Genomic DNA, 21364 nt, shown 5'->3' on the forward strand with positions numbered 1-21364 from the left:
GCAGAACTGTGTGACGCGGAGCGTCACGAAATGCATTACCACCCGGAGCGTGGCAACGAGAACCTTGGTGGTTAAACCCCGCTTTCGGGCTCATCGGACTTATATATAACGCCATTCGCGCAACGAGAACTTGACCCACAAGAGGCCGAAGAGCCTCGCCTGTCCCAATGAACCTCTTTGCTGCCAGACACTTTCCATTCATTTGCGGGAGCTTTGAACATGGTCAATCGTCTACACGGCAAATCCCTTACAGCTTTACTCGCGCTCGGCGCCTTTGCTCCGATTGCGCAGGCAGCTGACGCCCCCGTACTGAACACCGGCAGCACGGCCTGGATGGTCACCGCAGCCGTGCTGGTGCTGTTCATGTGCCTTCCGGGGCTGGCACTGTTTTACGGTGGGCTGGTACGGGCCAAGAACATGCTCTCGCTGTTCACCCAGTGTTTCGGCATTGCCGGAGTGGTAGGCGTGCTGTGGGTCATCTATGGCTACAGCATGGTGGTGGACACCAGCAACATGGTCGAAGGGCAAGTGAGTTTCAATAGTTTCGTGGGCGGTCTGAGTCGTGCGTTTCTGGCCGGCATGACGCCCGACAGCCTGGTCGGCGACATCCCTGAAGGGGTATTCGTGACCTTTCAGATGACCTTTGCGATCATCACTCCGGCGCTGATTGCCGGGGCCTTCGCCGAACGCATGAAGTTCTCTGCGGCGTTGCTGTTCATGGCTCTGTGGTTCACCCTGGTGTATGCGCCTGTCGCGCATATGGTCTGGGGTGGCGCAGGCGCCTTGATGCACAACTGGGGCGTGCTGGACTTCGCCGGCGGCACCGCAGTGCACATCAACGCCGGTGTCGCCGCACTGGCGGCATGCCTGGTACTGGGCAAGCGCAAGGGTTATCAGAACGCCCCGATGCCGGCGCACAACCTGAGCCTGGCCATGGCCGGCGCGGCGATGCTCTGGGTCGGCTGGTTCGGTTTCAACATCGGTTCCGGTGGCGGCCTGAACGGCACCTCCGGTATCGTCATGCTCAACACGCAAGTGGGGGCGTGCGCCGGGATACTCGGTTGGATGTTCACCGAGTGGTTCAAGGTCGGCAAGCCCAGCGCCTTGGGTCTGGCAAGCGGCGCATTGGCGGGCCTGGTCGGCATCACCCCGGCGTGTGCCTACGTCGGAGTCGGCGGAGCACTGGCCATCGGCGTGCTGTGCGGAGTGTTCTGCTACCTGAGTGTGACTGTGCTGAAGAAACGCCTGGGCTATGACGACAGCCTCGACGTCTTCGGCCTGCACGGCATCGGCGGCATGATCGGAGCAGTACTGACCGGCGTGTTCTGCGTACCCTCACTGGGCGGTCTGGTGCCCGATGTCAGCATGGGCGCCCAAGTAATTGCCCAGATCAAAGGCGTGCTGTTCACCACGGTCTACTGCTTCGCGGTCAGCTGGGTCATCCTTAAGGCCGTGCAGGCACTGATCGGCCTGCGCGCGCATGAGTCAGTGGAGGAAATGGGTCTGGACCTGGCCGAGCATAACGAGCGGGCCTACAACCATTGAGAAGGCTGTCGGATCAGTGTCAGGGCGAGGGAACCCGACGACGTCGGGCCGGAAACGGAGCTGCGTGTTTTGCCTGCTTTGGTCCATCAAAGCAGGTCGCCGAGGGGAGAAAAGGTGACCTGAGTCGACCGCCAATCCACCTGACAAAGAGAGACCGCTGTGTGACGCAGAGCGTCACGAACTGCATGCCAACGCGGAGCATTGGCACGATAAACAGTTGGATTTGCGCATAACGTTGAGCGCAGAGCGTGGGGACGATAATCAATACAGCCTGGAGACCTCGCGCTCAGCTCAACGAAACACCGGCACCACGTGCTTGATGAACAGCTCAAGCGACTTTTTCTTCTCGGCGTGCGGCAGGCTGTTGTCGCACCAGAAGCTGAACTCGTCGACACCTAACTCTTGATAATGACGAATGCGCGGAATGATCTCCTCAGGAGTACCGATCATGGTGTTCTTGCGGATATTCTCCAGCTCGAACTCCGGACGGTCCTTGAACTTCTCTTCCGGGCTGGGGGCCAGAAAACCGTTGACCGGCGTCTGTTTATTGCCGAACCATGCGTCGAAAGTGCGGTAGAACTTCGCGATGGCAGTGGCGCCCACTTTCCAGCCTTCAGGATCGTCTGCGGCATGCACATGCGTGTGGCGCAGTACCATCAATTGCGGGCGGGGCACGTCGGGATTGTTGGCCAGCGCGGCTGCGAACTTGTTCTTCAGGTCGACAACTTCTTCGTCACCCTTCATCAACGGGGTGACCATCACGTTACAGCCGTTCTGCACGGCGAAATTGTGCGAGTCAGGGTCGCGCGCAGCGATCCACATCGGCGGCGTGTTGATCGGCTTGGGCACGGAAGTCGAGGTCGGGAATTTCCAGATATCGCCGTCGTGGGCGTAGTCACCCTGCCACAGCGCACGTACCACCGGGACCATTTCACGCAACGCCTTGCCGCCTTCGGAGGCCGGCATGCCACCGGCCATGCGGTCGAACTCCACTTGATAGGCGCCGCGTGCCAGGCCGACTTCCATACGCCCGTTACTGATCACGTCCAGCAGCGCGCATTCACCCGCGACCCGCAATGGGTGCCAGAACGGCGCAATGATGGTGCCGGCGCCCAGATGAATCTGTGTGGTCCTGGCCGCCAGATACGCCAGCAACGGCATCGGGCTTGGCGAGATGGTGTATTCCATCGCGTGGTGTTCGCCTATCCAGACTGTGCTGAAGCCGCCTTGCTCGGCCGTCAGCGTCAGCTCGGTCAGGTCCTCGAACAGCTGGCGATGACTGACACTTTCATCCCAGCGCTCCATGTGCACGAACAACGAAAACTTCATGACACTTACCTCGCTTAAATCCTGGCGCCTGCACCGGCGTGATGAGTTATTGTTGTCTGATGGTATACCGTAATACTTTCGGTGCAAGTGTTTTTTGCGGTGCTGCTCCCTGCTGTAAAACCCAACGGCAGAAACGAAAAAAGCGCCTCATGGGAGGCGCTTTCGGATGTCGCATATTCAGCCGGAGCAGGATTGATCAGGTCAGAATCAACTGCAGGCCTCGGATTCGATGTAGTCGGCCGTGGAGTCGCGAATCACCGGTCCCATGCCACTCACGGCCTTTGCCTGTTCCATGATTTCCAGCGTGGAACCGGTGCCGACCAGGTTCACCGTGTGGTTGGCGCAGTTATAGACCCGCTTGAAGTAGATCACCCCGAGCATGCCTTCACGCCGGGTGATCACCACGCGTTCCTTTGCGCTGCCGCTTTTCTCTACCAGTGCGTGCTTGCCGGTTGGATCATGAGGTATGGATATGCTTTTGCCTTCGGCATGCGCCGAAAGGGCAGGGATCATCAGGGCCAGAAAACAGGCATGCAATTTCATCGGTGCTCCTGCAGATGAATGCGGTTTCATTGGATCCAAAATTTACCCCAGCCATGCGATTCTGGATAGCAGGGCGAGCTGCCTCTCGTCGGCTTGTTTTCAGCGAATCACGTCCTGCGCATGGTCAGGAAATCCGCAAAGCTGTTGCTCCGCCAACAGCAGTTCCACACCCTGGCTTGACACGGACAGTTGGCGCTGCAAGTCAGCTGTCGCAACGCTTTGATATGCCAGTGTTTTATTAAATGGCACGGTTGCTGCTCTGTGGATGTGCAGGCCCTTGTGCTTAATGCGCTCGGAAAGCTTGCAGCCAGAGGAGTACCGATATGAGCCAATCGTCCATAAAATTTGCGTACTGGGTACCCAACGTCAGCGGTGGGCTGGTAGTCAGCAAGATCGAACAGCGCACCAGCTGGACCATCGACTACAACCGCAAGCTGGCGCAGATCGCTGAGCAGTCCGGTTTCGACTACGCGCTGACGCAAATTCGCTTTACCGCCGGTTATGGCGCCGAATTCCAGCATGAATCCGTAGCCTTCAGCCATGCGCTACTCGCGGCCACCGAGAAGCTCAAGGTCATTGCCGCGATATTGCCCGGGCCATGGACCCCGTCGGTGGCCGCCAAGCAACTGGCGACCATCGATCAGCTCACCGCCGGGCGCGTGGCGGTCAATATCGTCAGCGGCTGGTTCAAGGGCGAGTTTCAGGCTATCGGAGAGCCCTGGCTGGAGCATGATGAACGTTATCGCCGCTCCGAGGAGTTCATCCGCGCCCTCAAGGGGATCTGGACCACCGACAACTTCACCTTCAAGGGGGATTTCTATCGCTTCCATGATTACACCCTCAAGCCCAAGCCGATCCAGCGTCCTCACCCGGAAATCTTTCAGGGCGGCAGCTCGCGGGCCGCACGTGATATGGCGGCGCGGGTGTCGGACTGGTATTTCACCAACGGCAATACCGTCGAAGGCATCAAGGCCCAGGTCGATGACATCCGAGCCAAGGCTGCCGCGAACGGGCATTCGGTGAAGATCGGTGTGAATGCTTTCATCATTGCCAGGGATACCGAAGAAGAGGCGCGTGCCGTGCTGGCCGAAATCGTCGACAAGGCAGATCCGGAAGCCGTCAACGCCTTTGGTGATGCCGCGAAGCAGGCGGGCAAGGCCAGTCCGGAAGGCGAGGGCAACTGGGCCAAATCCACCTTTCAGGATCTGGTGCAGTACAACGATGGCTTCAAGACCAACCTGATTGGCACACCGCGGCAGATTGCCGAGCGCATCGTCGAACTCAAGTCCGTTGGCGTAGACCTGGTGCTTTCAGCGTTCCTGCATTTCCAGGAAGAAGTCGCCTATTTCGGCCAGCACGTATTGCCTCTGGTACGCGAACTGGAAGCCGCTGCACAACGCAAGCCTGTCGCCGAGACGGCTTGACCCCCGCCAATAACGACAACCCGCCATGCCCTTGTAAGCCGGCCGCGCTTACAGCCCTCCATAAAATCAGGCGCCACTGTGATCCAGTGTGCGCCTGCTTTCGTATGTTCATCCCCGATCAACCCATAGACAGCTGTACGTGGCATTATGATGCCACTCACTGGCATGCTTTTATCGATGCCAGGCCTTCCAGGTATGGCCGAGCACTTGCCGACAATGGCAGTTAGTAGCGAAAGGATTGTCGATGGCCCCTGAGCAATCAGGTCCGGTTTTCAGAAAAACCAGATGCACTGGTTCTCACCTGTTGTGGAGGCAAGTTTTGAAACGCGACCTTCGGCTTGCGTCATGGCTGATCTTCGTAGTGTGCGCCTGCGTGGTGATGTTGATGGCCTGGCAAGCATGGACCGCACGCCGCAACACCCTGGAAAACATCCAGACCAGCACGATCAATCTGGCTGGAGCGCTAAGCACCTACACGGATGGCATTTTCAAGCAAAGCGAGCTGATGCTGATCGGCCTGACGGAGCGTGTCGAAAAGGACGGCGTCGGGCCTGAACAGATCGAGCGTCTCAGGTGGGTCATTGCGCGTGAAATGGGCGCGCTGCCGCAGATCGATACCGTGTCGCTGTACAACGCCGACGGGATTTGCATCTTCTCGAGCAATCCCAGGGTTATCGGCATCAACAGCGCGCAGCGCGAGTTCTTTCAGCACCACCTGAAGATGCCTGACAAAGCCCCTTACATCGGTCCGACGATTCGCAGCCGTGCCTCCGGCGAATGGGTCATATCGGTCAGCAGACGCATCAATAATCCCGACGCGAGTTTTGCCGGGCTGATGGTCGCCACCATCGGTGTCGACCACCTGTTGAAGTTCTATTCGGACATCAAGGTCGGGCAAACCGGCATTATCAGTTTGACGTCGACCGCCGGGCAATTGCGGGTGCGCTATCCCCATCTGGAGCAGGAGATCGGTCGCGATCTGTCATCGACGCCCATTTTCAGGTCGGAACGCGGCCGAGTGTCAGGTACCGCCCAGTTCGTTTCCAGGATTGACGGTGTTGCGCGTTTTTATGCGTTCAAACGCAGTGATGTCTACCCGATCGTCACCGTGGTTGCGCTGGGTCAGAAAGAAGCCATGCTCGACTGGCTGGGCCAGACCAAACAGTCCATTCTGGTCATGCTGGTGCTGCTCGGACTGGTGATCGGACTCGGCGTTCGTCTGATTGGGCACATTCACAGCCGCATACGCGCAGAAGACCAGTTGCTCGATTCACAGGCAGCCCTGATCCAGCTCAACCAGCACCTGGAGTTGATTGCCTCCGAAGACAAGCTGACCGGGCTGGCCAATCGCAGACGTTTCGATCAGTTTCTGGAAGTCGAATTCAAGCGCGCCAGACGCGAGCGCAGCCTGCTGTCGCTGATTTTGATCGATGCTGATCATTTCAAACGCTACAACGATCATTACGGCCACCTGGCCGGTGACGAATGCCTGATTGCGCTGGCCCGAGTGGTCGAGCAGTTCATTCGTCGTCCCAGCGACGTCGCCGCCCGTTATGGCGGTGAAGAGATCGCCGTGGTGTTGCCAGGTACTGACGAGTCGAACGCTCGCCAGGTGGCCGAGAACATCCTGCAGGCCATCCGTGACGAGCAGATCGAGCATCCCGCCAGCCCGTTTGGCATCGTGACGATCAGCCTCGGTGTCGCGACATTCGTCGGCACCGATCGCCAACTCGATCAGCGTGGCCTGATTGAGCTTGCCGACCGCGCGTTGTATGCCGCCAAGTCGCAGGGTCGCAACCGGGTGAATGTGGCGTCGGAAATCGCGACCGGCACATTACCGGCCTGGACCCGCGTCAAGTCCTCTATGGACGCGCAAGCCGACACGGAGCCAAGGTCGGGCCAGCGGGATTGATACCCGCTGGCCGCTTGCTGCCTATCGCTTCTCCGTCAGTTGCTGATCGTCGGTAATCTGTTGCGCATGCGGTTTGCGGCGCAGCACGGTCAACACCCAGAAAAAGAATATAGGCACCAGAACCACGCCCAGCAGCGTCGCGCTGAGCATGCCGCCGATGACGCCAGTGCCGATGGCGCGCTGGCTTGCAGCGCCTGCGCCGGTGGCCAGGGTCAGCGGCACCACGCCAAGGATGAAGGCCAGCGAAGTCATGACAATTGGCCGAAAGCGCAGCCGTGCAGCCTGAAGTGCCGCGTCGCGCAGGGAATGGCCCTGATCCCAGAGTTCCTTGGCGAACTCGACGATGAGAATCGCGTTTTTCGCGGCCAGCCCGATGATGGTGATCAGGCCGACTTTGAAATACACATCATTGGGCATGCCGACGGCCGTCACGGCCAGCACGGAGCCCAGCGCGCCGACGGGAACGATCAGCATCACCACCAGCGGGATTGCCCAGCTCTCATACAACGCGACCAGCAGCAGGAACACCACCAGCAGCGCCAGGCCGAACAGTCCGACCGCCTGGCCGCTGGCGACTCTTTCCTGATAGGAGAGGCCGGTCCATTCGTAACCGATGCCTTGCGGCAGCCCGGAAACGATCCGTTCGATTTCCGCCATGGCCTCACCGGTACTGACGCCCGGTGCTGCATCACCGGAAATCCTGAATGCGGGGTAGCCGTTGTAGCGGGCGATCTGCACCGGGCCTTGTTCCCAGTGCGTCGAAACGAAGGCGCCCAGCGGCACCAGCGTGCCGCTGCTATTGGGTACGTAGAGCTTGAGCACGCTTTCCGGGGTCATTCGCGAACTTTGTTCGGCCTGCACGACCACGCGCTGTTGACGTCCGGCATTGGCGAAGTCGCTGATTACCGAGGAACCGAAGGCGGTGGACAGCGCATTGCTGATCGATTCGAAACTCACGCCTAGCGCCCGGGCCTTTTCGCGGTCGATGTTCAGGCGCAATTGCGGCGCTTCGGCCAGACCTTCCATCATCGCGTAGAGAATCTTCGGGTTGCCGTTGGCCTCGCCGAGCAGCTTGTCGCGTGCCGCCAGCAGGGCTTCGCGGCCCAGGCCTGCTCGGTCCTGCAGGCGCAGCGAGAAGCCGCCCGAGGTGCCCAGGCCGTCGATAGGCGGTGGCGTCACCGCCATCACCGTGCCGTCGCCGAGCCCTGCAAAATGCCGGTTGAATGCCGCCGCTTCCTCAGCCGCCGACTGGCCCTTGCCGCGCTCCGACCAGTCCTTCAGGGTCGGGAACGCAAGACCGGCGTTTTCACCCATGCCCGAGAAGCTGAACCCCAGCAGCATGGTTACCGCACCCGTGGCTTCGCGGGACAGCATGTAGTTCTCGAGCAATTGCGCGGTGAGGTCGGTACGCGACCGGGTGGCGCCGGGAGGCAGTTGCACGTCGATGATCAGATAGCCCTGATCTTCAACGGGCACAAAGGACTCCGGCAGGCGCAGGTAGAAAAAGCCCAGCAGACCGACGATACCGAGGTACAGCAGCATGTAGCGGCCGGCCCGCTTGATCATGCTTGAGCTGACGCGCTCGTAACGGTCGGTGAACGTGCCGAACAGGCGATTGAAACCACCGAAGAAACCACGCTTTTCATGGTGCCCGGCCGGGATCGGCTTGAGCAGCGTGGCACACAGCGCCGGGGTGAACGTCAGGGCCAGGAAACCTGAAAACAGAATCGACACGGCCAGCGACAGCGAGAACTGCTGGTAGATGACCCCGACCGAGCCGCCCATGAACGCCAGTGGCAGAAACACAGCGGCCAGGACCAGCGTGATGCCGAAAATCGCCCCGGAAACCTGCTGCATCGCCTTGACCGTTGCGGCGGCGGGAGAGAGGCCTTCTTCAGCCATGATCCGCTCGACGTTTTCCACGACCACAATGGCGTCGTCGACCAGAATACCGATGGCCAGCACCATGCCGAACATGGTCATCATGTTCACCGAGAAGCCCATCAGGTACATGATCGCCAGCGTTCCCGCCAGACACACCGGGACCACGATGGTCGGTATCAGCGTGTAACGGATGTTCTGCAGAAACAGGAACATCACCAGAAACACCAGGATCATGGCTTCGATGAGGGTGTAGATCACCTTGTCGATGGCCACGTCGACGAAGCGCGAGGTGTCGTACGGTATCGAAAACCCGACGCCTTCCGGGAAATTGACCGACAGCTCGGTGAGCCGCTGCTCGACGGCTCTGGCCGTCTGGATCGCGTTGGCGCCCGGCGACAGCTGTACGGCACCGGCGACGGCACGTTGCCCGTTCAGGCGTGATTCGAAGCTGTAATCCTGGCTGCCGACCGCTACACGCGCCACATCGGACAGGTGCACCGCAGAGCCGTCTTCGTTGGCACGCAGAACGATGCGCCCGAACTCTTCCGGGTTGTCCAAAGTGCCCTTTACCGCCAGGGTGGCCGTCAATTCCTGCAGTGACGAGGCCGGGCTGCTGCCGAAGCTGCCTGCCGGAACCTGCACGTTCTGCGCCCGAATCGCAGCATTCACGTCATCGATGGACAACCCCAAGCCCACCAGCTTCTGCGGATCGATCCATACCCGCATCGCGGCTTCGGCAGCGAAGAATTGCAGCCTGCCGACACCGTTCACCCGGCTGATTTCGTTATTGACGTTGCGTGCCGCGTAGTCGGCCAGCGCGACGGTATCCTTGTTGGCCGCGCCGTCCTTGTAGTTCAGGGTGTAGATCAATAGAAAACCGGAGCTGGCCTGTTCGACCTGCAGGCCCTGGCTGAGGACCGTCTGCGGCAAGCGAGCTTCGGCTTTCTTGATACGGTTCTGGACTTCGACCTGAGCCAGGTCCGGGTTGGTGCCCGGCACGAACGTGACGTTGATTTCCGCGCTGCCAGTCGAGTTGCTGGTCGACTCGTAATACAGCATCCCTTTGGCGCCGTTCAGTTCGTCCTCGATAACGCTGGTCACCGAATCGACCAGCACCTTCGCGGATGCGCCGGGGTAGGTGGCGGTGATGGTGATCTGCGGTGGCGCCACGTCCGGGTACTGCGCCACAGGCAGGGACGGCAGAGCCATCAACCCGGCGAGCAGGATGAACAGGGCAAGTACCCAGGCGAAGTTGGGGCGCTTGATAAAGAAGAGAGACATTGACAGTGATCCTCGGTCGCGCTGAAGGCGGCTTTATTGCGCCTTGGCCTGCGGTTGGGCGGATGGCGATTTGCGCGCGACCTTGTCGCCGGCGCTGAGCCCGGTCATATTGCCGACAATGACCTGTTCGTCTGCCTTCAGGCCTTCGGTGATCTGCCAGCGCGAATCCTGCATCGCCCCGGTTTTGACTGGACGCGCTTCGACCGTGCCGTCCTGGGTAATCACCAGCACGCGTGCCGCACCGTCGCCGGAGCGCTGAACGGCGCGCTGCGGGACAAGAATGGCGTTGCTGTCGACGCGCTGCGGTGTGCGCACCCGCACATACATACCGGGCAGCAGCACGCCCTTGGGATTGGCAAAGCGGGCGCGCAACGACACTTGGCCGGTGGTCCGGTCTACTGCGACATCGGTAAACAGCAGGGTGCCGGTGCTCGTGTAATCGGTGCCGTCGACACTCAGTGATAACGCGTCTTCGCCGCCCTTGGGCAAGCGGCCTTCCTGTATCGCTGCGCGCATCTGCAAGGCCTCGGCAGCCGGCTGGGTAAAGTCGGCGTAGACCGGGTCGAGTTGTTGAATGGTTGCCAGCAGCGTGGTTTCGCCCTGACCGACCAGCGCGCCCTCGGTCACCATCGCGCGGCCGATGCGGCCTGAAATCGGCGCCTTGACGGTGGCATAGCCCAGGTTCAGCCTGGCCGTTTCGACATCAGCCTGAGCCGACTTTTTAGCGGCGATTGCGTTTTGCAGTGCAGAGCGGGCGGTGTCGAAAGTCTGGCGGCTGACCGCTTCAATTTCCACCAGCGACTCGTAACGTTTGACCGTGGCCTGAGTCTCGAACAGCGTGGCTTCAGTGCGGGCCAGATCTCCCTGCGCCTTGGACAGCGCAGCCTTGAACGGCGCCGGATCGATCTGGAACAGCACTGCGCCGGCTTTCACATCGGCGCCTTCCTCGAAGTTGCGGCTCAGCACGATGCCGGCCACCCGCGCGCGAACCTGCGCCACACGCACCGGTTCGATACGGCCGGGCAGTTCGTCAACGACCGTGAACGATTCGGCGTTGACGGTAATGGCTTCCACCTCTTTGGGCGCTTTCGATGCCGCGTGATCCTGCTGCTGTTTCTGCTCGCACCCGGCCAGACCCAACGCTGCCAGCAGGGCTACTGCAGGCATCACACGCCAATCGCTGAAACTACTCATCGTTCACCCGGCCGCAGCCCATCAGATGCTAAAGCCGCGAATGATCCACTCTGAAAGACGGTGAGTCAATATTGACTCACATGAGCCTTTAGTGACTAATTGTGTATGTGCTTTGAGAACCCGGTAAGGTTTCTGCACAATGCGCCGCCTGCCACTTATACGAGTTGAATACGTACCCAATGGAATTACCTGCTGCTGACGACAAATTTCTGAAGGCCCTGGCCGTTGCGCTGGTCGACCACTCCAACGGTACGCTCAAGGATATTGCTCAGGCGGCCGGCGTCAGCAAGGCGACGCTCAACCGCTTTTGCGGCACTCGCGCCAACCTCGTGGAATTGCTGCTCAATCATGCCTCGGACCTGATGAATCAGATGGTCGCCGACGCGGATCTGCAGACTGCTCCGCCGCTGGAAGCGCTTCAGCGGCTGGTCGACAACCACCTCATGCACCGCGAAATGCTGGTCTTTCTGGTGTTTCAGTGGCGTCCGGATTCGCTCGACGAAAGCAGCGGAGGGCGCCGCTGGTTGCCTTACTCCGACGCCCTTGATGCATTTTTCCTGCGTGGTCAGCGTGAAGGCCTGTTCCGGATCGACGTCGGTGCCGCCGTCCTGACCGAAATGTTCGCTGCGCTGCTCTCCGGGATGGTCGACGCCGAACGCCGTGGCCGTGTGGCACGCGCCGGTATGGGCGCGTTGGTGACCCAGTTCTTCCTGCACGGAGCGGCGGCACGATAGGCAGTTCTGTGCAGACGTCAGAAATCGTAGGCAATCTTGCTGTACCAGAAGCCACCGCCCGGATAGAACGGCGAGTTGCCGTACAGGTTGAGTCCGACGGCGGAGGGGATCGCGTTTTTGTCCGGGCGCACATCGAAGATATTGGTGCCGCCAACACTGAGGGTGATGTTGTCGTAGAGGGTGTAGGACACCTCCAGGTCAGTGATCCACTTGGCACCGAAACTGCGGTCGCCGCTTTCCAGTTGCTGGAGCGTCTTGACCTTGCCATAACGAGTGGTTTGCAGGTTCACGCCCAAATCCCCCAGCGTCCATTTGCCGCCCAGCACCCATTTGGTTTTCGGTTGCGCATCGGTCAGATCGCCTTCGCGGGCCCGGCCGACCCAGGTCAGGCTGCCACCGGGGTTACTGCCCAGCCCCTGCAGGGCTGCCGGTGCATCCTTGACGTCGATGATGACGGTCTTGTTGTAATTGAACCCGGCGCTCCAGCGCACATCACCCCATGCGCCGTACTGACTGGAGTGGTCGATAACGATATCCAGGCCGCGCGTGCGCGTGTCGAAGGCATTGGCGTAATACGAGGTCCAGGTGCTGGTGTCCACGCCCTGTGCGGCAAGAATCGGTGCAAGCGCCGGCCCGTACAGGCTTTCGGTTCGGGCGATGCGATCGGCAATCTCGATCCAGTAGGCGTCCGCCGTCAGGCTGGTGCGAGGTGCCGGTTGCCAGGTCACGCCAAACCCCAGGTTGCGCGATTTTTCCGGGTCCAGGCTGGTTGCGCCAAGCGCCTGGGCCAGCGCCGAGTTGACCGGCGCAATGCGCGTCACGGCGGGAACAATGGTGCCGTCTGGCGCAGCACCGACCCTGTTGTCGGAGATGCTGTAGCCGATCTGGGTCAGTGAAGGTGCACGAAAGCCGGTGCCGACGGTGCCGCGCGCGGCGAAGGTGTCAGTGAATTCGTAGCGCGAGTTGAGCTTGGCGCTGACCGTGTTGCCCGAGTCATCATCGAAATGCTCGGCGCGCAGGGCCAGATCGACGAACAGCGGTTCTATCGGGGTGATACCGAAATCGACGTAGGCTGCGTAGTTGTTGCGTTGCAGGCTGGTCGTATCCTGCGGCGAGATGACCGCTGCGGCCTGGGCGGCAATCGACGCCAGTTGCCCGGTCAGCGGGTTGGCCTGACCGTTGGGCAGGGTGGCCGGAAAACGATAGCCGCCGACCTGATAGGCCTGCGCGTCACCGGAAAAAGTCTGGAAATGCTCCCAGCGATGTTCAAGGCCTGCAGAAACTTGCAGCGGTACGCCAAACAGTCCGTCGAATGCGCGGGTAATGTCGATATTGTTGACCCACTGTTCGAATCGATAGGTCGCCAGATCATCGAATGAAGTCGGGGAGGCTGGGCCCAGCGACGGGTTGATGGTCCTATCGCTGTACTGATGATTGTTATTGCGCCCGTACGTGGTGCTCAGGTCCCAGTTCCAGCCCAGTGCTTCACCCTTGCCGCCAATCAGATACTGGTAGTCGGTGTCGTCCAGATTGTTCAACGGGTAATAGCCATCGGCAAACAACTCGGGAATGTTGGCGTTGCCGTTGGGGTAGCGGAAGTAGTTGTTGATGATGGCGTCACGCTGCCCATAGGTGCCGTAGGAGTACAGTGTGGTCTGATCATCCAGCGGCAGTTCGGCGTTGTAGGCCAGGTTGAACGCCTTGATCTGCGGATCCCCGTTCTTGACCCCGACCCGGTCCCAGCTCGCCTCCCGAGAATCGCCGGGAAAGTAAGCGTTATTGGTGGCTTTTTCGTTCCAGCTGGCATCGCCACGCTTGCGGGCGTCGGCCGAAAGATGCAGAAAGCCGCCGTCACCCAGTTCGAAGCCGGTGTCCCCTTCGAATTTGGTCACTTCGCCTTCGCCGCTGTACAGCTTGCCATAAGTCACCCCCAGATGACCGCCCTCGGCGCCGGACTTCAGAATCACGTTGATCACCCCGGCAATCGCGTCCGAGCCGTATTGCGCGGCGGCGCTGTCCTTGAGGACCTCGATACGCTCCACCGCACTGATGGGGATCATGTCGATGTCCACCGAGTTTGCGCCGCTGCTGTCGGTCGAGCCGTTGGCAGGCAGAGCACTGTTGTGACGGCGTTTGCCGTTGACCAGCACCAGCGTGTAGGCCGGTGCCAGACTGCGGTTGGACAGGGGGCGGATGGTCGAGTTATAGCCTGCGACGTTGGTGCCGTAGTTGAACGATGGCAGCAGTTTGGCGATGGCTTCGGTCAGGTCGGCGCGACCGGTTTTCAGTAACTGATCGCTGGTCACGATATCAATCGGGGCCGGGCTTTTAGTCACCGTGCGCTGAGCGCCGCGAATGCCGGTGGAAATTACCGTAACCTTTTCCAGACGTGCCTCCTCGTCGGTCGCTTCCTCGGCAGCCTGAGCCGGATTCATCAGACCGAGGCCGACAAGCGCGATGCTTTTGATCAACGGGTTGTGCAGGGCAAGACGAGGGGCGTTAGCGAATAAGGCCATAGCGAAGTGATCCTTGGATGCTGAAAAATCCTGGGCACCTCCACACGGCAAGGGTCGGTTTGCTGGCGAATATAGAGTTATGAAACGGACCTGTGAAAGGCCTTTTGGCTATATGCTAATTATTAATTTATGGAATTATATTTTAAATGTTGATGCGTTATTTGCATTTAATGCTTTGCGTGTCGACCGCTGCAAGGGAGGCTGTTGGAAAGGTTGCAACGCCTGTGCTGTTTTGTCGCACGACGTATGGCAGCCCATGAGCGCGACGTTTGCGCGTCTGCTCATGGCTTGATACAGGATTGGCGGTATTCCCCATTGTCCTTGAGTGGTAAATTCGCCGCCTTTGAATTTGTCTGAACCCACGCGCCTTATCCTCAGGGGACGCAAGACATGACGCAACATCTGACACGCCGCGAGGTGGTCACTGGCCTCTCATTGCTGAGCCTTGGCCTGTTGACCGGCTGCGGCAGCTCCAATGCGTTGCCGTTCAAGCATGGCAAGGACATGAGCAACGAGATTGTCGGCCGCAACTTCCGGCTCAAGGATTCGCAAGGCAACGTCAAGACCTTGTCCAGCTTTCGCGGCCTGATGCCGATGATCTTCTTCGGTTTCACCCAGTGCCCGGCCATCTGCCCCACGGCGCTGGCGCGGGCTGCTCAAATCAGGAAGCTGATGGGCGAGGAGGGCAAGACGCTGCAGGTGGTGTTCATTACCCTGGACCCGGAGCGCGACACGCCCGAAGTGATTGACGCCTATGTGAAGGCCTTCGATCCGACGTTCGTCGCACTGTCCGGCACGCTTGAAGAAACGGCGGCAACGGCGAAGGAGTTCGGCGTATTCTTCGAGAAGGTCCCACTGGGTGACACCTACACGATCTCGCACACCGCGACCAGTTACGTCTACGACACCCGCGGTGTATTGCGCCTGGGGTTGTCGCACCGGCTGTCCGCTCAACAATGCACTGAAGATCTGCTCACTTTGATGGAAGTATGCTGATGACCGTTTTGATTCGTAACGTTGCAAAGCCGCTGCTGCTGAGCCTTTCGCTGTTGGGCCTGAGCGCTCAGGCCCTGGCGGAAACACACGTCGATGATGCCTGGGTTCGCGCCACCGTGCCGGGCCAGTCCGCCACGGGTGCGTTCATGCGTATCACCTCGGACACGGACAGCAAGCTGGTCGACGTTGCTTCACCCGTTGCGAAAACCGTGCAGATCCATGAGATGAGCATGAAAGGCGACGTGATGAGCATGCAGCGCGTCAACTCGGTCGACCTGCCGGCCGGCAAACCGGTGATGCTCGATTCCGACGGCTACCACGTGATGTTCATGGGCCTGGCTGCCCAGGTCAAAGAAGGCGATCAGGTGCCTCTGACCCTGACCGTAGAAGACGCCAAGGGCGCGAAGCAATCGATCCAGGTCACTGCGGTCGCCAAGTCATTGACCAGCGACGAGCACAGCAGCCACGGCGATCACAGCGGCCATTGAGGCTTGCAGCATCGGACGCGGGGCACTCGTCGTTATAAACCGGCCTTGTGGGAGCGAGCTTGCTCGCGAGGAGGCCGGCACAGCCCCCCAGCAAACAGGGTGCTCGATGCATCGGCAAGAGAGTGATCTACATGACGCCTATCGTTCCTCACGCTCCAGCGTGGGAATGCCTTTCGTGACGCTCCGCGTCACAACTCTGTGCCTCACTGCACGTTCAAAAGCGAACCCGGAACGTCCGCCTCCTATATGCATTTAGGATCTAACCGGCGAACCAAATATTCTTTTCAGGAACAAGCTTTTTTCGGCGATGATTGCCTCGCCATATCGGCCTGAGGAAGGTGACTGATACCAACAGAACCTGGATTTTTATCATGAAAATGCAGGAGTGTATCAATGGGCAATGTCCAGACCGCAGCCAGTGCACATGATGTGCCTTGGCGCCAGACGCCGAGTGGCGACCTGGTCGATCTGGGGCGTCCTTTCCGTGCGCCACTGGCGTTATCGCGGCTGCAACGTACCCCCAAGCCCATTCTCGGGCGGCGCGAAGCCATTTTGCTCGGTGCGCTGGCGCTGGTATTTCATGGCGCAGTCATCTACTGGCTGAGCCAGAACCCGACGCCGACACTGCCAGTGGTGCCACCTGAAATTCCGCCGATGACCATCGAGTTTTCCCAGCCTGCGCCACCGGTTGTGGAAACACCGCCGCCACCGCCCGAGCCTGTCGTGCAGCCGGTGGTCGAACCGCCGCCTCCGGTCGAGGACGAACTGGCCGTCAAGCCACCACCGCCAAAACCGATTCCCAAGCCCAAGCCACAACCGCCCAAACCGGTGGTCAAGCCGGTCGTGAAACCAGTAGCCAAGCCGGTTGAGCAGCCCCCCGCGCCTCCAGTGCCTGCAGCCCCTGTCGCTGCGCCTGCGCCACCCGCTCCGCCGGCACCAAAGCCGGTAACCCCGGCCTCGGCCAGCGCGGGCTACCTGCGCAACCCGGCCCCGGAATACCCATCGCTGGCCATGCGTCGCGGTTGGGAAGGCACTGTGCTGTTGCGCGTACATGTATTGGCCAGCGGCAAGCCCGGCGAGATTCAGATACAGAAGAGCAGTGGTCGCGACCAGCTTGACGATGCCGCGCTGGCGGCGGTGAAACGCTGGAGTTTCGTTCCGGCCAGGCAGGGCGATGTAGCCCAGGATGGCTGGGTCAGCGTGCCCATTGATTTCAGGATCAAATAAGGATTCAAGATCAAATAACGTTTCAAGACCAAACCCGGCTATTCGATTGACCTGGCGAGCTACCTGAACCAAAGGCGCATCGCGACACACCCCATGCCTTGTTCAGACTTTGTTCAGAGAGAGCTGCGCCATGAACCTGATTGCTTCGCCTTTTGAATCCATCGAACACGCGGTCATCTGGCTGCTGGTCATTTTTTCCGTCGCTACCTGGGGCCTGGCCCTGCTCAAGGGCGTGCAGTTTTCGCGCCTTAAGTCTCAGGATCGCAAGTTCCACAAACAGTTCTGGGCCGCATCGAGCCTGGATTCCGCCGCTCAGCTGGCCCAGGAGCAACCGGGCGCTGCCGCTCGGGTCGCCCTGGCCGGTTACGCCGCCATTCAGGTGCCGGATGGCGCGCAGGCCAATGACCTCAGTCAGTCCATCAACCATCAGGACCGCCTTGAGCGCGCCTTGCGTCAGCAGATCGTCCGCGAGCGGCGCTCGCTGGAAACCGGTCTGGCCATCCTCGCCAGCATCGGCAGCACTTCGCCTTTCATCGGTTTGTTCGGTACGGTCTGGGGCATCATGTCAGCCCTCAAGGGCATCAGTGCGGCCGGTTCGGCAAGCCTGGAAACGGTAGCCGGGCCGATCGGCGCGGCGCTGGTGGCAACCGGCGTCGGCATTGCCGTCGCAGTGCCTGCAGTGCTGGTCTACAACTACTTTCTGCGACGCCTGAAACTGACCGCTGCCGATCTGGATGACTTCGCCCATGACTTCTACAGCCTGGCGCAGAAGAGCGCCTTCCGTGTGCTGCTGCATCCGGTATTGAAGTCGGGCACTGCGGGCGCGCACGTCGGGCAGAACGTGAAGGAGGCCTCCTGAGATGGCTTTTTCCACACAAGACACCGATGAAGTACTGAGCGAGATCAATGTCACGCCGCTGGTAGACGTGATGTTGGTGCTGCTGGTGGTGTTCATCGTCACCGCGCCGCTATTGACCAACTCAATTCCGATCAACCTGCCCAAGACCGAATCGGTCGCTCCGGTGGAGCAGAAAGACCCATTGGTGGTGAGTATCGACGGGCAGGGCAAGCTGTTCATCAACAAGGACGAAATCCAGCCGGACTTGCTGGAAACCAACCTGAAGGCGGCCAAGGAAAAGGCGCCTGACGTACGCGTGCAATTGCAGGCGGACAATGGCGTCAACTACGGGGAAGTCGCGCGCGCCATGGCCTCCATCGAGCGTGCCGGGATTACCAAATTGTCGGTGATCACTGCCAGGTAACAGATTTATACCACCTACAGCGTCAACGGTTTTGGGCCGCATCCTCAGGCAGGTGCGGCCTTTTTTTGTCGGCATCGCAGGCATTTTTCAGTACTGACACAAATGCAGATTCTTATTCGTTATTGATATTTAAATATTTAAATCAATTTCATTAAGCTATAACGCATCGGGCCACCGGAACATCAATCAGACACCGTAATGATCGCCACCGTCCGCCGCACGGATCGCTCGTTGTAACCAGAGCAGAGTTTCTGGATCAGGGATTTTCAAGGGGTAGTGGTATGGGGTATTTCAAACGCAGTGTAGTGGCCTCGGCGATTTTTTCAGCCAATTTGCTGAGCGTCACGGGCATCAGTGCAAGTGCATTCGGCGCAGAAGCGACATATGAGCAAAACACTCAGGGCGCGTCCACCCTGGGTACAGTGATCGTCACCGGCACCCGTGCGCAGGAGCGTACCGCCAGCGCCTCTCTTTCGCCCATCGATGTGATATCCGGTGACAGCCTGCGCAGTTCCGGCTCCAGCGAACTGGGTACCGTGCTGGCACGTTTGATCCCTTCGATCAATTTCCCCCGGCCGAGCCTGGTGGACGGTGCGGAGCTGACGCGTCCGGCGCAACTGCGCGGCCTGTCGCCGGATCAAGTGCTGGTGCTGGTCAATGGCAAGCGCCGCCACACATCTGCTTTCGTCAATCTGGGCGGGGCGGTCGGACGTGGTTCGGCACCTGCCGACCTGAATGCCATTCCGCTGTCGGCCATCGACCATATCGAAGTCCTGCGCGACGGTGCGTCGGCACGTTACGGGTCCGACGCCATCGCCGGGGTGATCAACATCATTCTCAAGAGCGCGGACCATGGCGGGTCGATTTCCAGCCAGTACGGCCAATACAAGAAGGGCGACGGTATCCAGCGTCAGGTGTCGGGCAATACCGGTTTTGCCTTGGGCGACAATGGCGCGTTCAACCTTTCCGGTGAAGGGGTCAACAACGACTACACCAACCGCGCCGGTGACGACTTTCGAGCGTCCAGTATCGGGTCCACCACTTACGGTCAGCAGGTGTTCCGCCAGGGTGAGCCGCAGACGCATGAGGGCAAGCTGCAGTACAACGCTGAATACAGCTTCAATGACGCGGCGGAGTTCTACAGTTTCGGGGGCTACAGCAAGCGGCGTGGCGAAACCGCCGCGTTCTATCGGCCGAGCAATGCTTCAAATAACATTGCGGCGATTTATCCCAACGGCTATCTGCCGCTGATCAACGGCACGCTCGAAGACACCTCGCTGGTCGCTGGCCTGCGGGGAGAGCTGGCGTATGACTGGCACTACGACGTGTCCGCCAACTATGGCAAAAACGCTTATGAGCTGCGCACCAAAACCATCAACACCTCATTGGGACTGAACACGCCGCGTTCCTTCTACAACGGCACGCTGACCAATGATCAGAAGCAACTGAGCCTCGACCTTTCCAGAGAATTCAATGCAGCGTGGTTGCCTTATCCGGTATCGGTTGCGTTTGGCGCGGAATACATGCGTCAGGGCTATCAGATCGAGGCAGGGCAGGCGGAGTCGTATTTCCAGACCGGCAGTTCCGGGCTGGGCGGTTTCCGCGCGGCGGATGCAGGCAGTTACTCGCGGCATAACTTCGCACAGTACCTGGACCTGGAAACCAATCTGACCGAAAAGCTCGGTGTGTCGGCTGCCGTCCGCCACGAGGACTACAGCGATTTCGGGTCCAATGTCAGCGGTTCGCTTTCAGCGCGCTACGATTTCACTCCGCAGGTGGCCTTGCGAGGCAGCGTATCGACAGGCTTCCGCGCGCCTTCGCTGGCGCAACAGAACTTTACCTTCACGTCGTCGCAACTGATTGGCAACACCATCCAGGAAGCGGGCACGTTTCCGGCTGGCAGTAACGTTGCACAACTGTTGGGTGCCGAAGACCTCAAGCCGGAAAAGTCCCGCAACTACAGCCTGGGCCTGGTACTCCAGCCGCTGGACAGCCTGACCGTGACTGCCGACGTCTACCGCATCGACATTCAGGACCGTATCTCGCTGTCCTCCAATCTGGTGCTCAATAACACCGCCATCAATTACCTGCGCAGTAATGGCGTAGGCGATATCAACTACACCAGTGCCCGCTATTTCACCAACGCCACGGACACCAGCACCGATGGCGTCGATCTGGTCGCCAATTACCGCTACCAGTTCGACAACGGTGTGCGCTGGAACAGCACGGTGGGTTACAACTACAACCACACCAAAGTCACCGACGTGAAGGCCAACCCGGCGATTCTCGATCAGTTGGGAGTGAATCTGGTGCGGGTAGATCGCAGGGAGCGCATCGGTTTGCTGGGTGACACCACGCCACAACACAAACTGACACTGGGCAATGACCTGACGTTCGGCAATTGGGCGCTGCACTCCAACCTGGTCCGCTACGGCGAGTTCACCAGCTATCAGGCCGACAAGCTCAACGACCAGACCTTCAGCGCCGCCTGGCTGCTGGACCTGGCGGTCGACTACAAACTCAAGAGCTGGGTCTTCACCCTGGGCGGCGACAACGTCACCGACAAATACCCGGAAAAGCTCAACGACTTCTCCTCCAGCGGCGGCAACCTGGCCTACAGCACATTCTCTCCCTACGGGTACAGCGGCGCTTATTACTACGGCAAGGTGACGTATAACTGGTAGCGCGATTTGCCGCTGACTGTCGTTCCAATACGTTGCGTTTGCATAAAGCTCGTGATGCTGCAACACGACGCTATGCCTTGCTCCTGGGCACTGCACATAAACGAAAGCGCTTTTTTGGCGCGATGGCACTGACGACGCAAATTGCGACGTCAGTGACAGGGCGAAGGAACCCGACGAAGTCGGGCCGGAAACGGAGCCAGGGGCCTTTGTCACTTTGGCCCCATCAAAGTGACTCGCCGAGTGGCGAAAAGGTGACCTGAGTCGAACCTCAATCTACCTGACATCAAAAAACCGCTGTGTGACGCGGAGCGTCGGCCGCTGTGACGCGACTGATACGGAGCAGAA

15 protein-coding genes are annotated in these 21364 nt (G+C 59.8%); 10 read left to right on the top strand and 5 right to left on the bottom strand.

What is annotated here, in order from left to right; genetic code table 11:
- Window positions 1-219: 219 nt before the first annotated feature.
- Complete coding sequence (locus PI739_RS06455) at window positions 220-1545, top strand: ammonium transporter (RefSeq protein ID WP_054081818.1); 1326 nt, start codon at window positions 220-222, stop codon at window positions 1543-1545.
- 291 nt (window positions 1546-1836) lie between these two features.
- On the opposite strand, the gene PI739_RS06460 is transcribed toward PI739_RS06455, so the two are convergent.
- Window positions 1837-2874 (bottom strand): LLM class flavin-dependent oxidoreductase, encoded by a 1038-nt coding sequence (locus PI739_RS06460; RefSeq protein ID WP_054081817.1) that lies wholly within the window; start codon window positions 2872-2874, stop codon window positions 1837-1839.
- A 207-nt stretch (window positions 2875-3081) separates the two neighbouring features.
- Complete coding sequence (locus PI739_RS06465; RefSeq protein ID WP_054081816.1) at window positions 3082-3417, bottom strand: hypothetical protein; 336 nt, start codon at window positions 3415-3417, stop codon at window positions 3082-3084.
- A gap of 323 nt (window positions 3418-3740) precedes the next feature.
- Here PI739_RS06465 and sfnG point away from each other — a divergent pair, with 323 nt between their 5' ends.
- The gene (sfnG, locus tag PI739_RS06470) at window positions 3741-4841 is read left to right on the top strand and encodes a dimethylsulfone monooxygenase SfnG (RefSeq protein WP_058416646.1); all 1101 of its coding nucleotides are present in this window, start codon (window positions 3741-3743) and stop codon (window positions 4839-4841) included.
- A 319-nt stretch (window positions 4842-5160) separates the two neighbouring features.
- The gene (locus PI739_RS06475; RefSeq protein ID WP_054081814.1) at window positions 5161-6753 is read left to right on the top strand and encodes a sensor domain-containing diguanylate cyclase; all 1593 of its coding nucleotides are present in this window, start codon (window positions 5161-5163) and stop codon (window positions 6751-6753) included.
- A gap of 21 nt (window positions 6754-6774) precedes the next feature.
- Here PI739_RS06475 and PI739_RS06480 read toward each other — a convergent pair whose 3' ends face one another.
- Both PI739_RS06480 and PI739_RS06485 read right to left on the bottom strand, forming a co-directional pair.
- The gene (locus PI739_RS06480) at window positions 6775-9918 is read right to left on the bottom strand and encodes a multidrug efflux RND transporter permease subunit (RefSeq protein WP_054081813.1); all 3144 of its coding nucleotides are present in this window, start codon (window positions 9916-9918) and stop codon (window positions 6775-6777) included.
- A 33-nt stretch (window positions 9919-9951) separates the two neighbouring features.
- Window positions 9952-11112, bottom strand: a complete 1161-nt coding sequence (locus PI739_RS06485) for an efflux RND transporter periplasmic adaptor subunit (RefSeq protein ID WP_003367240.1) — start codon at window positions 11110-11112, stop codon at window positions 9952-9954.
- A 179-nt stretch (window positions 11113-11291) separates the two neighbouring features.
- Between PI739_RS06485 and PI739_RS06490 the strand changes: the two genes are divergently transcribed.
- Window positions 11292-11846 carry a TetR/AcrR family transcriptional regulator gene (locus PI739_RS06490; protein ID WP_003367243.1) on the top strand — a complete coding sequence of 185 codons (555 nt, stop codon included), beginning with the start codon at window positions 11292-11294 and terminating at the stop codon, window positions 11844-11846.
- Between the two features lie 17 nt (window positions 11847-11863).
- Here PI739_RS06490 and PI739_RS06495 read toward each other — a convergent pair whose 3' ends face one another.
- Window positions 11864-14362, bottom strand: a complete 2499-nt coding sequence (locus tag PI739_RS06495; protein WP_054081812.1) for a TonB-dependent receptor plug domain-containing protein — start codon at window positions 14360-14362, stop codon at window positions 11864-11866.
- Window positions 14363-14752: 390 nt separating this feature from the next.
- Between PI739_RS06495 and PI739_RS06500 the strand changes: the two genes are divergently transcribed.
- From PI739_RS06500 to PI739_RS06525, 6 genes are all read left to right on the top strand, one after another.
- Complete coding sequence (locus PI739_RS06500; protein WP_003367246.1) at window positions 14753-15358, top strand: SCO family protein; 606 nt, start codon at window positions 14753-14755, stop codon at window positions 15356-15358.
- Complete coding sequence (locus PI739_RS06505; RefSeq protein WP_072364780.1) at window positions 15352-15846, top strand: copper chaperone PCu(A)C; 495 nt, start codon at window positions 15352-15354, stop codon at window positions 15844-15846. The genes PI739_RS06500 and PI739_RS06505 overlap by 7 nt, the downstream gene beginning before the upstream one ends.
- A gap of 393 nt (window positions 15847-16239) precedes the next feature.
- Window positions 16240-17073 carry an energy transducer TonB gene (locus PI739_RS06510; protein WP_054081810.1) on the top strand — a complete coding sequence of 278 codons (834 nt, stop codon included), beginning with the start codon at window positions 16240-16242 and terminating at the stop codon, window positions 17071-17073.
- Between the two features lie 130 nt (window positions 17074-17203).
- Window positions 17204-17932, top strand: coding sequence for a MotA/TolQ/ExbB proton channel family protein (locus PI739_RS06515; protein ID WP_054081809.1), 729 nt, complete (start codon window positions 17204-17206; stop codon window positions 17930-17932).
- Window position 17933: 1 nt separating this feature from the next.
- Complete coding sequence (locus tag PI739_RS06520) at window positions 17934-18335, top strand: ExbD/TolR family protein (RefSeq protein WP_003432892.1); 402 nt, start codon at window positions 17934-17936, stop codon at window positions 18333-18335.
- A gap of 281 nt (window positions 18336-18616) precedes the next feature.
- Window positions 18617-21019 carry a TonB-dependent receptor plug domain-containing protein gene (locus PI739_RS06525; protein WP_054081808.1) on the top strand — a complete coding sequence of 801 codons (2403 nt, stop codon included), beginning with the start codon at window positions 18617-18619 and terminating at the stop codon, window positions 21017-21019.
- Window positions 21020-21364 lie beyond the last annotated feature (345 nt).

Origin of the sequence: Pseudomonas cerasi (assembly GCF_027983475.1) — a bacterium.
Lineage (GTDB): Bacteria > Pseudomonadota > Gammaproteobacteria > Pseudomonadales > Pseudomonadaceae > Aquipseudomonas > Aquipseudomonas cerasi.

Coding starts and splice junctions, on each gene's coding strand:
- PI739_RS06510 (WP_054081810.1), top strand. CDS start 16,240: ATGGGCAATGTCCAGACCGCAGCCAGTGCACATGATGTGCCTTGGCGC.
- PI739_RS06485 (WP_003367240.1), bottom strand. CDS start 11,112: ATGAGTAGTTTCAGCGATTGGCGTGTGATGCCTGCAGTAGCCCTGCTG.
- sfnG (WP_058416646.1), top strand. CDS start 3,741: ATGAGCCAATCGTCCATAAAATTTGCGTACTGGGTACCCAACGTCAGC.
- PI739_RS06520 (WP_003432892.1), top strand. CDS start 17,934: ATGGCTTTTTCCACACAAGACACCGATGAAGTACTGAGCGAGATCAAT.
- PI739_RS06495 (WP_054081812.1), bottom strand. CDS start 14,362: ATGGCCTTATTCGCTAACGCCCCTCGTCTTGCCCTGCACAACCCGTTG.
- PI739_RS06465 (WP_054081816.1), bottom strand. CDS start 3,417: ATGAAATTGCATGCCTGTTTTCTGGCCCTGATGATCCCTGCCCTTTCG.
- PI739_RS06480 (WP_054081813.1), bottom strand. CDS start 9,918: ATGTCTCTCTTCTTTATCAAGCGCCCCAACTTCGCCTGGGTACTTGCC.
- PI739_RS06455 (WP_054081818.1), top strand. CDS start 220: ATGGTCAATCGTCTACACGGCAAATCCCTTACAGCTTTACTCGCGCTC.
- PI739_RS06460 (WP_054081817.1), bottom strand. CDS start 2,874: ATGAAGTTTTCGTTGTTCGTGCACATGGAGCGCTGGGATGAAAGTGTC.
- PI739_RS06515 (WP_054081809.1), top strand. CDS start 17,204: ATGAACCTGATTGCTTCGCCTTTTGAATCCATCGAACACGCGGTCATC.
- PI739_RS06490 (WP_003367243.1), top strand. CDS start 11,292: ATGGAATTACCTGCTGCTGACGACAAATTTCTGAAGGCCCTGGCCGTT.
- PI739_RS06505 (WP_072364780.1), top strand. CDS start 15,352: ATGCTGATGACCGTTTTGATTCGTAACGTTGCAAAGCCGCTGCTGCTG.
- PI739_RS06500 (WP_003367246.1), top strand. CDS start 14,753: ATGACGCAACATCTGACACGCCGCGAGGTGGTCACTGGCCTCTCATTG.
- PI739_RS06525 (WP_054081808.1), top strand. CDS start 18,617: ATGGGGTATTTCAAACGCAGTGTAGTGGCCTCGGCGATTTTTTCAGCC.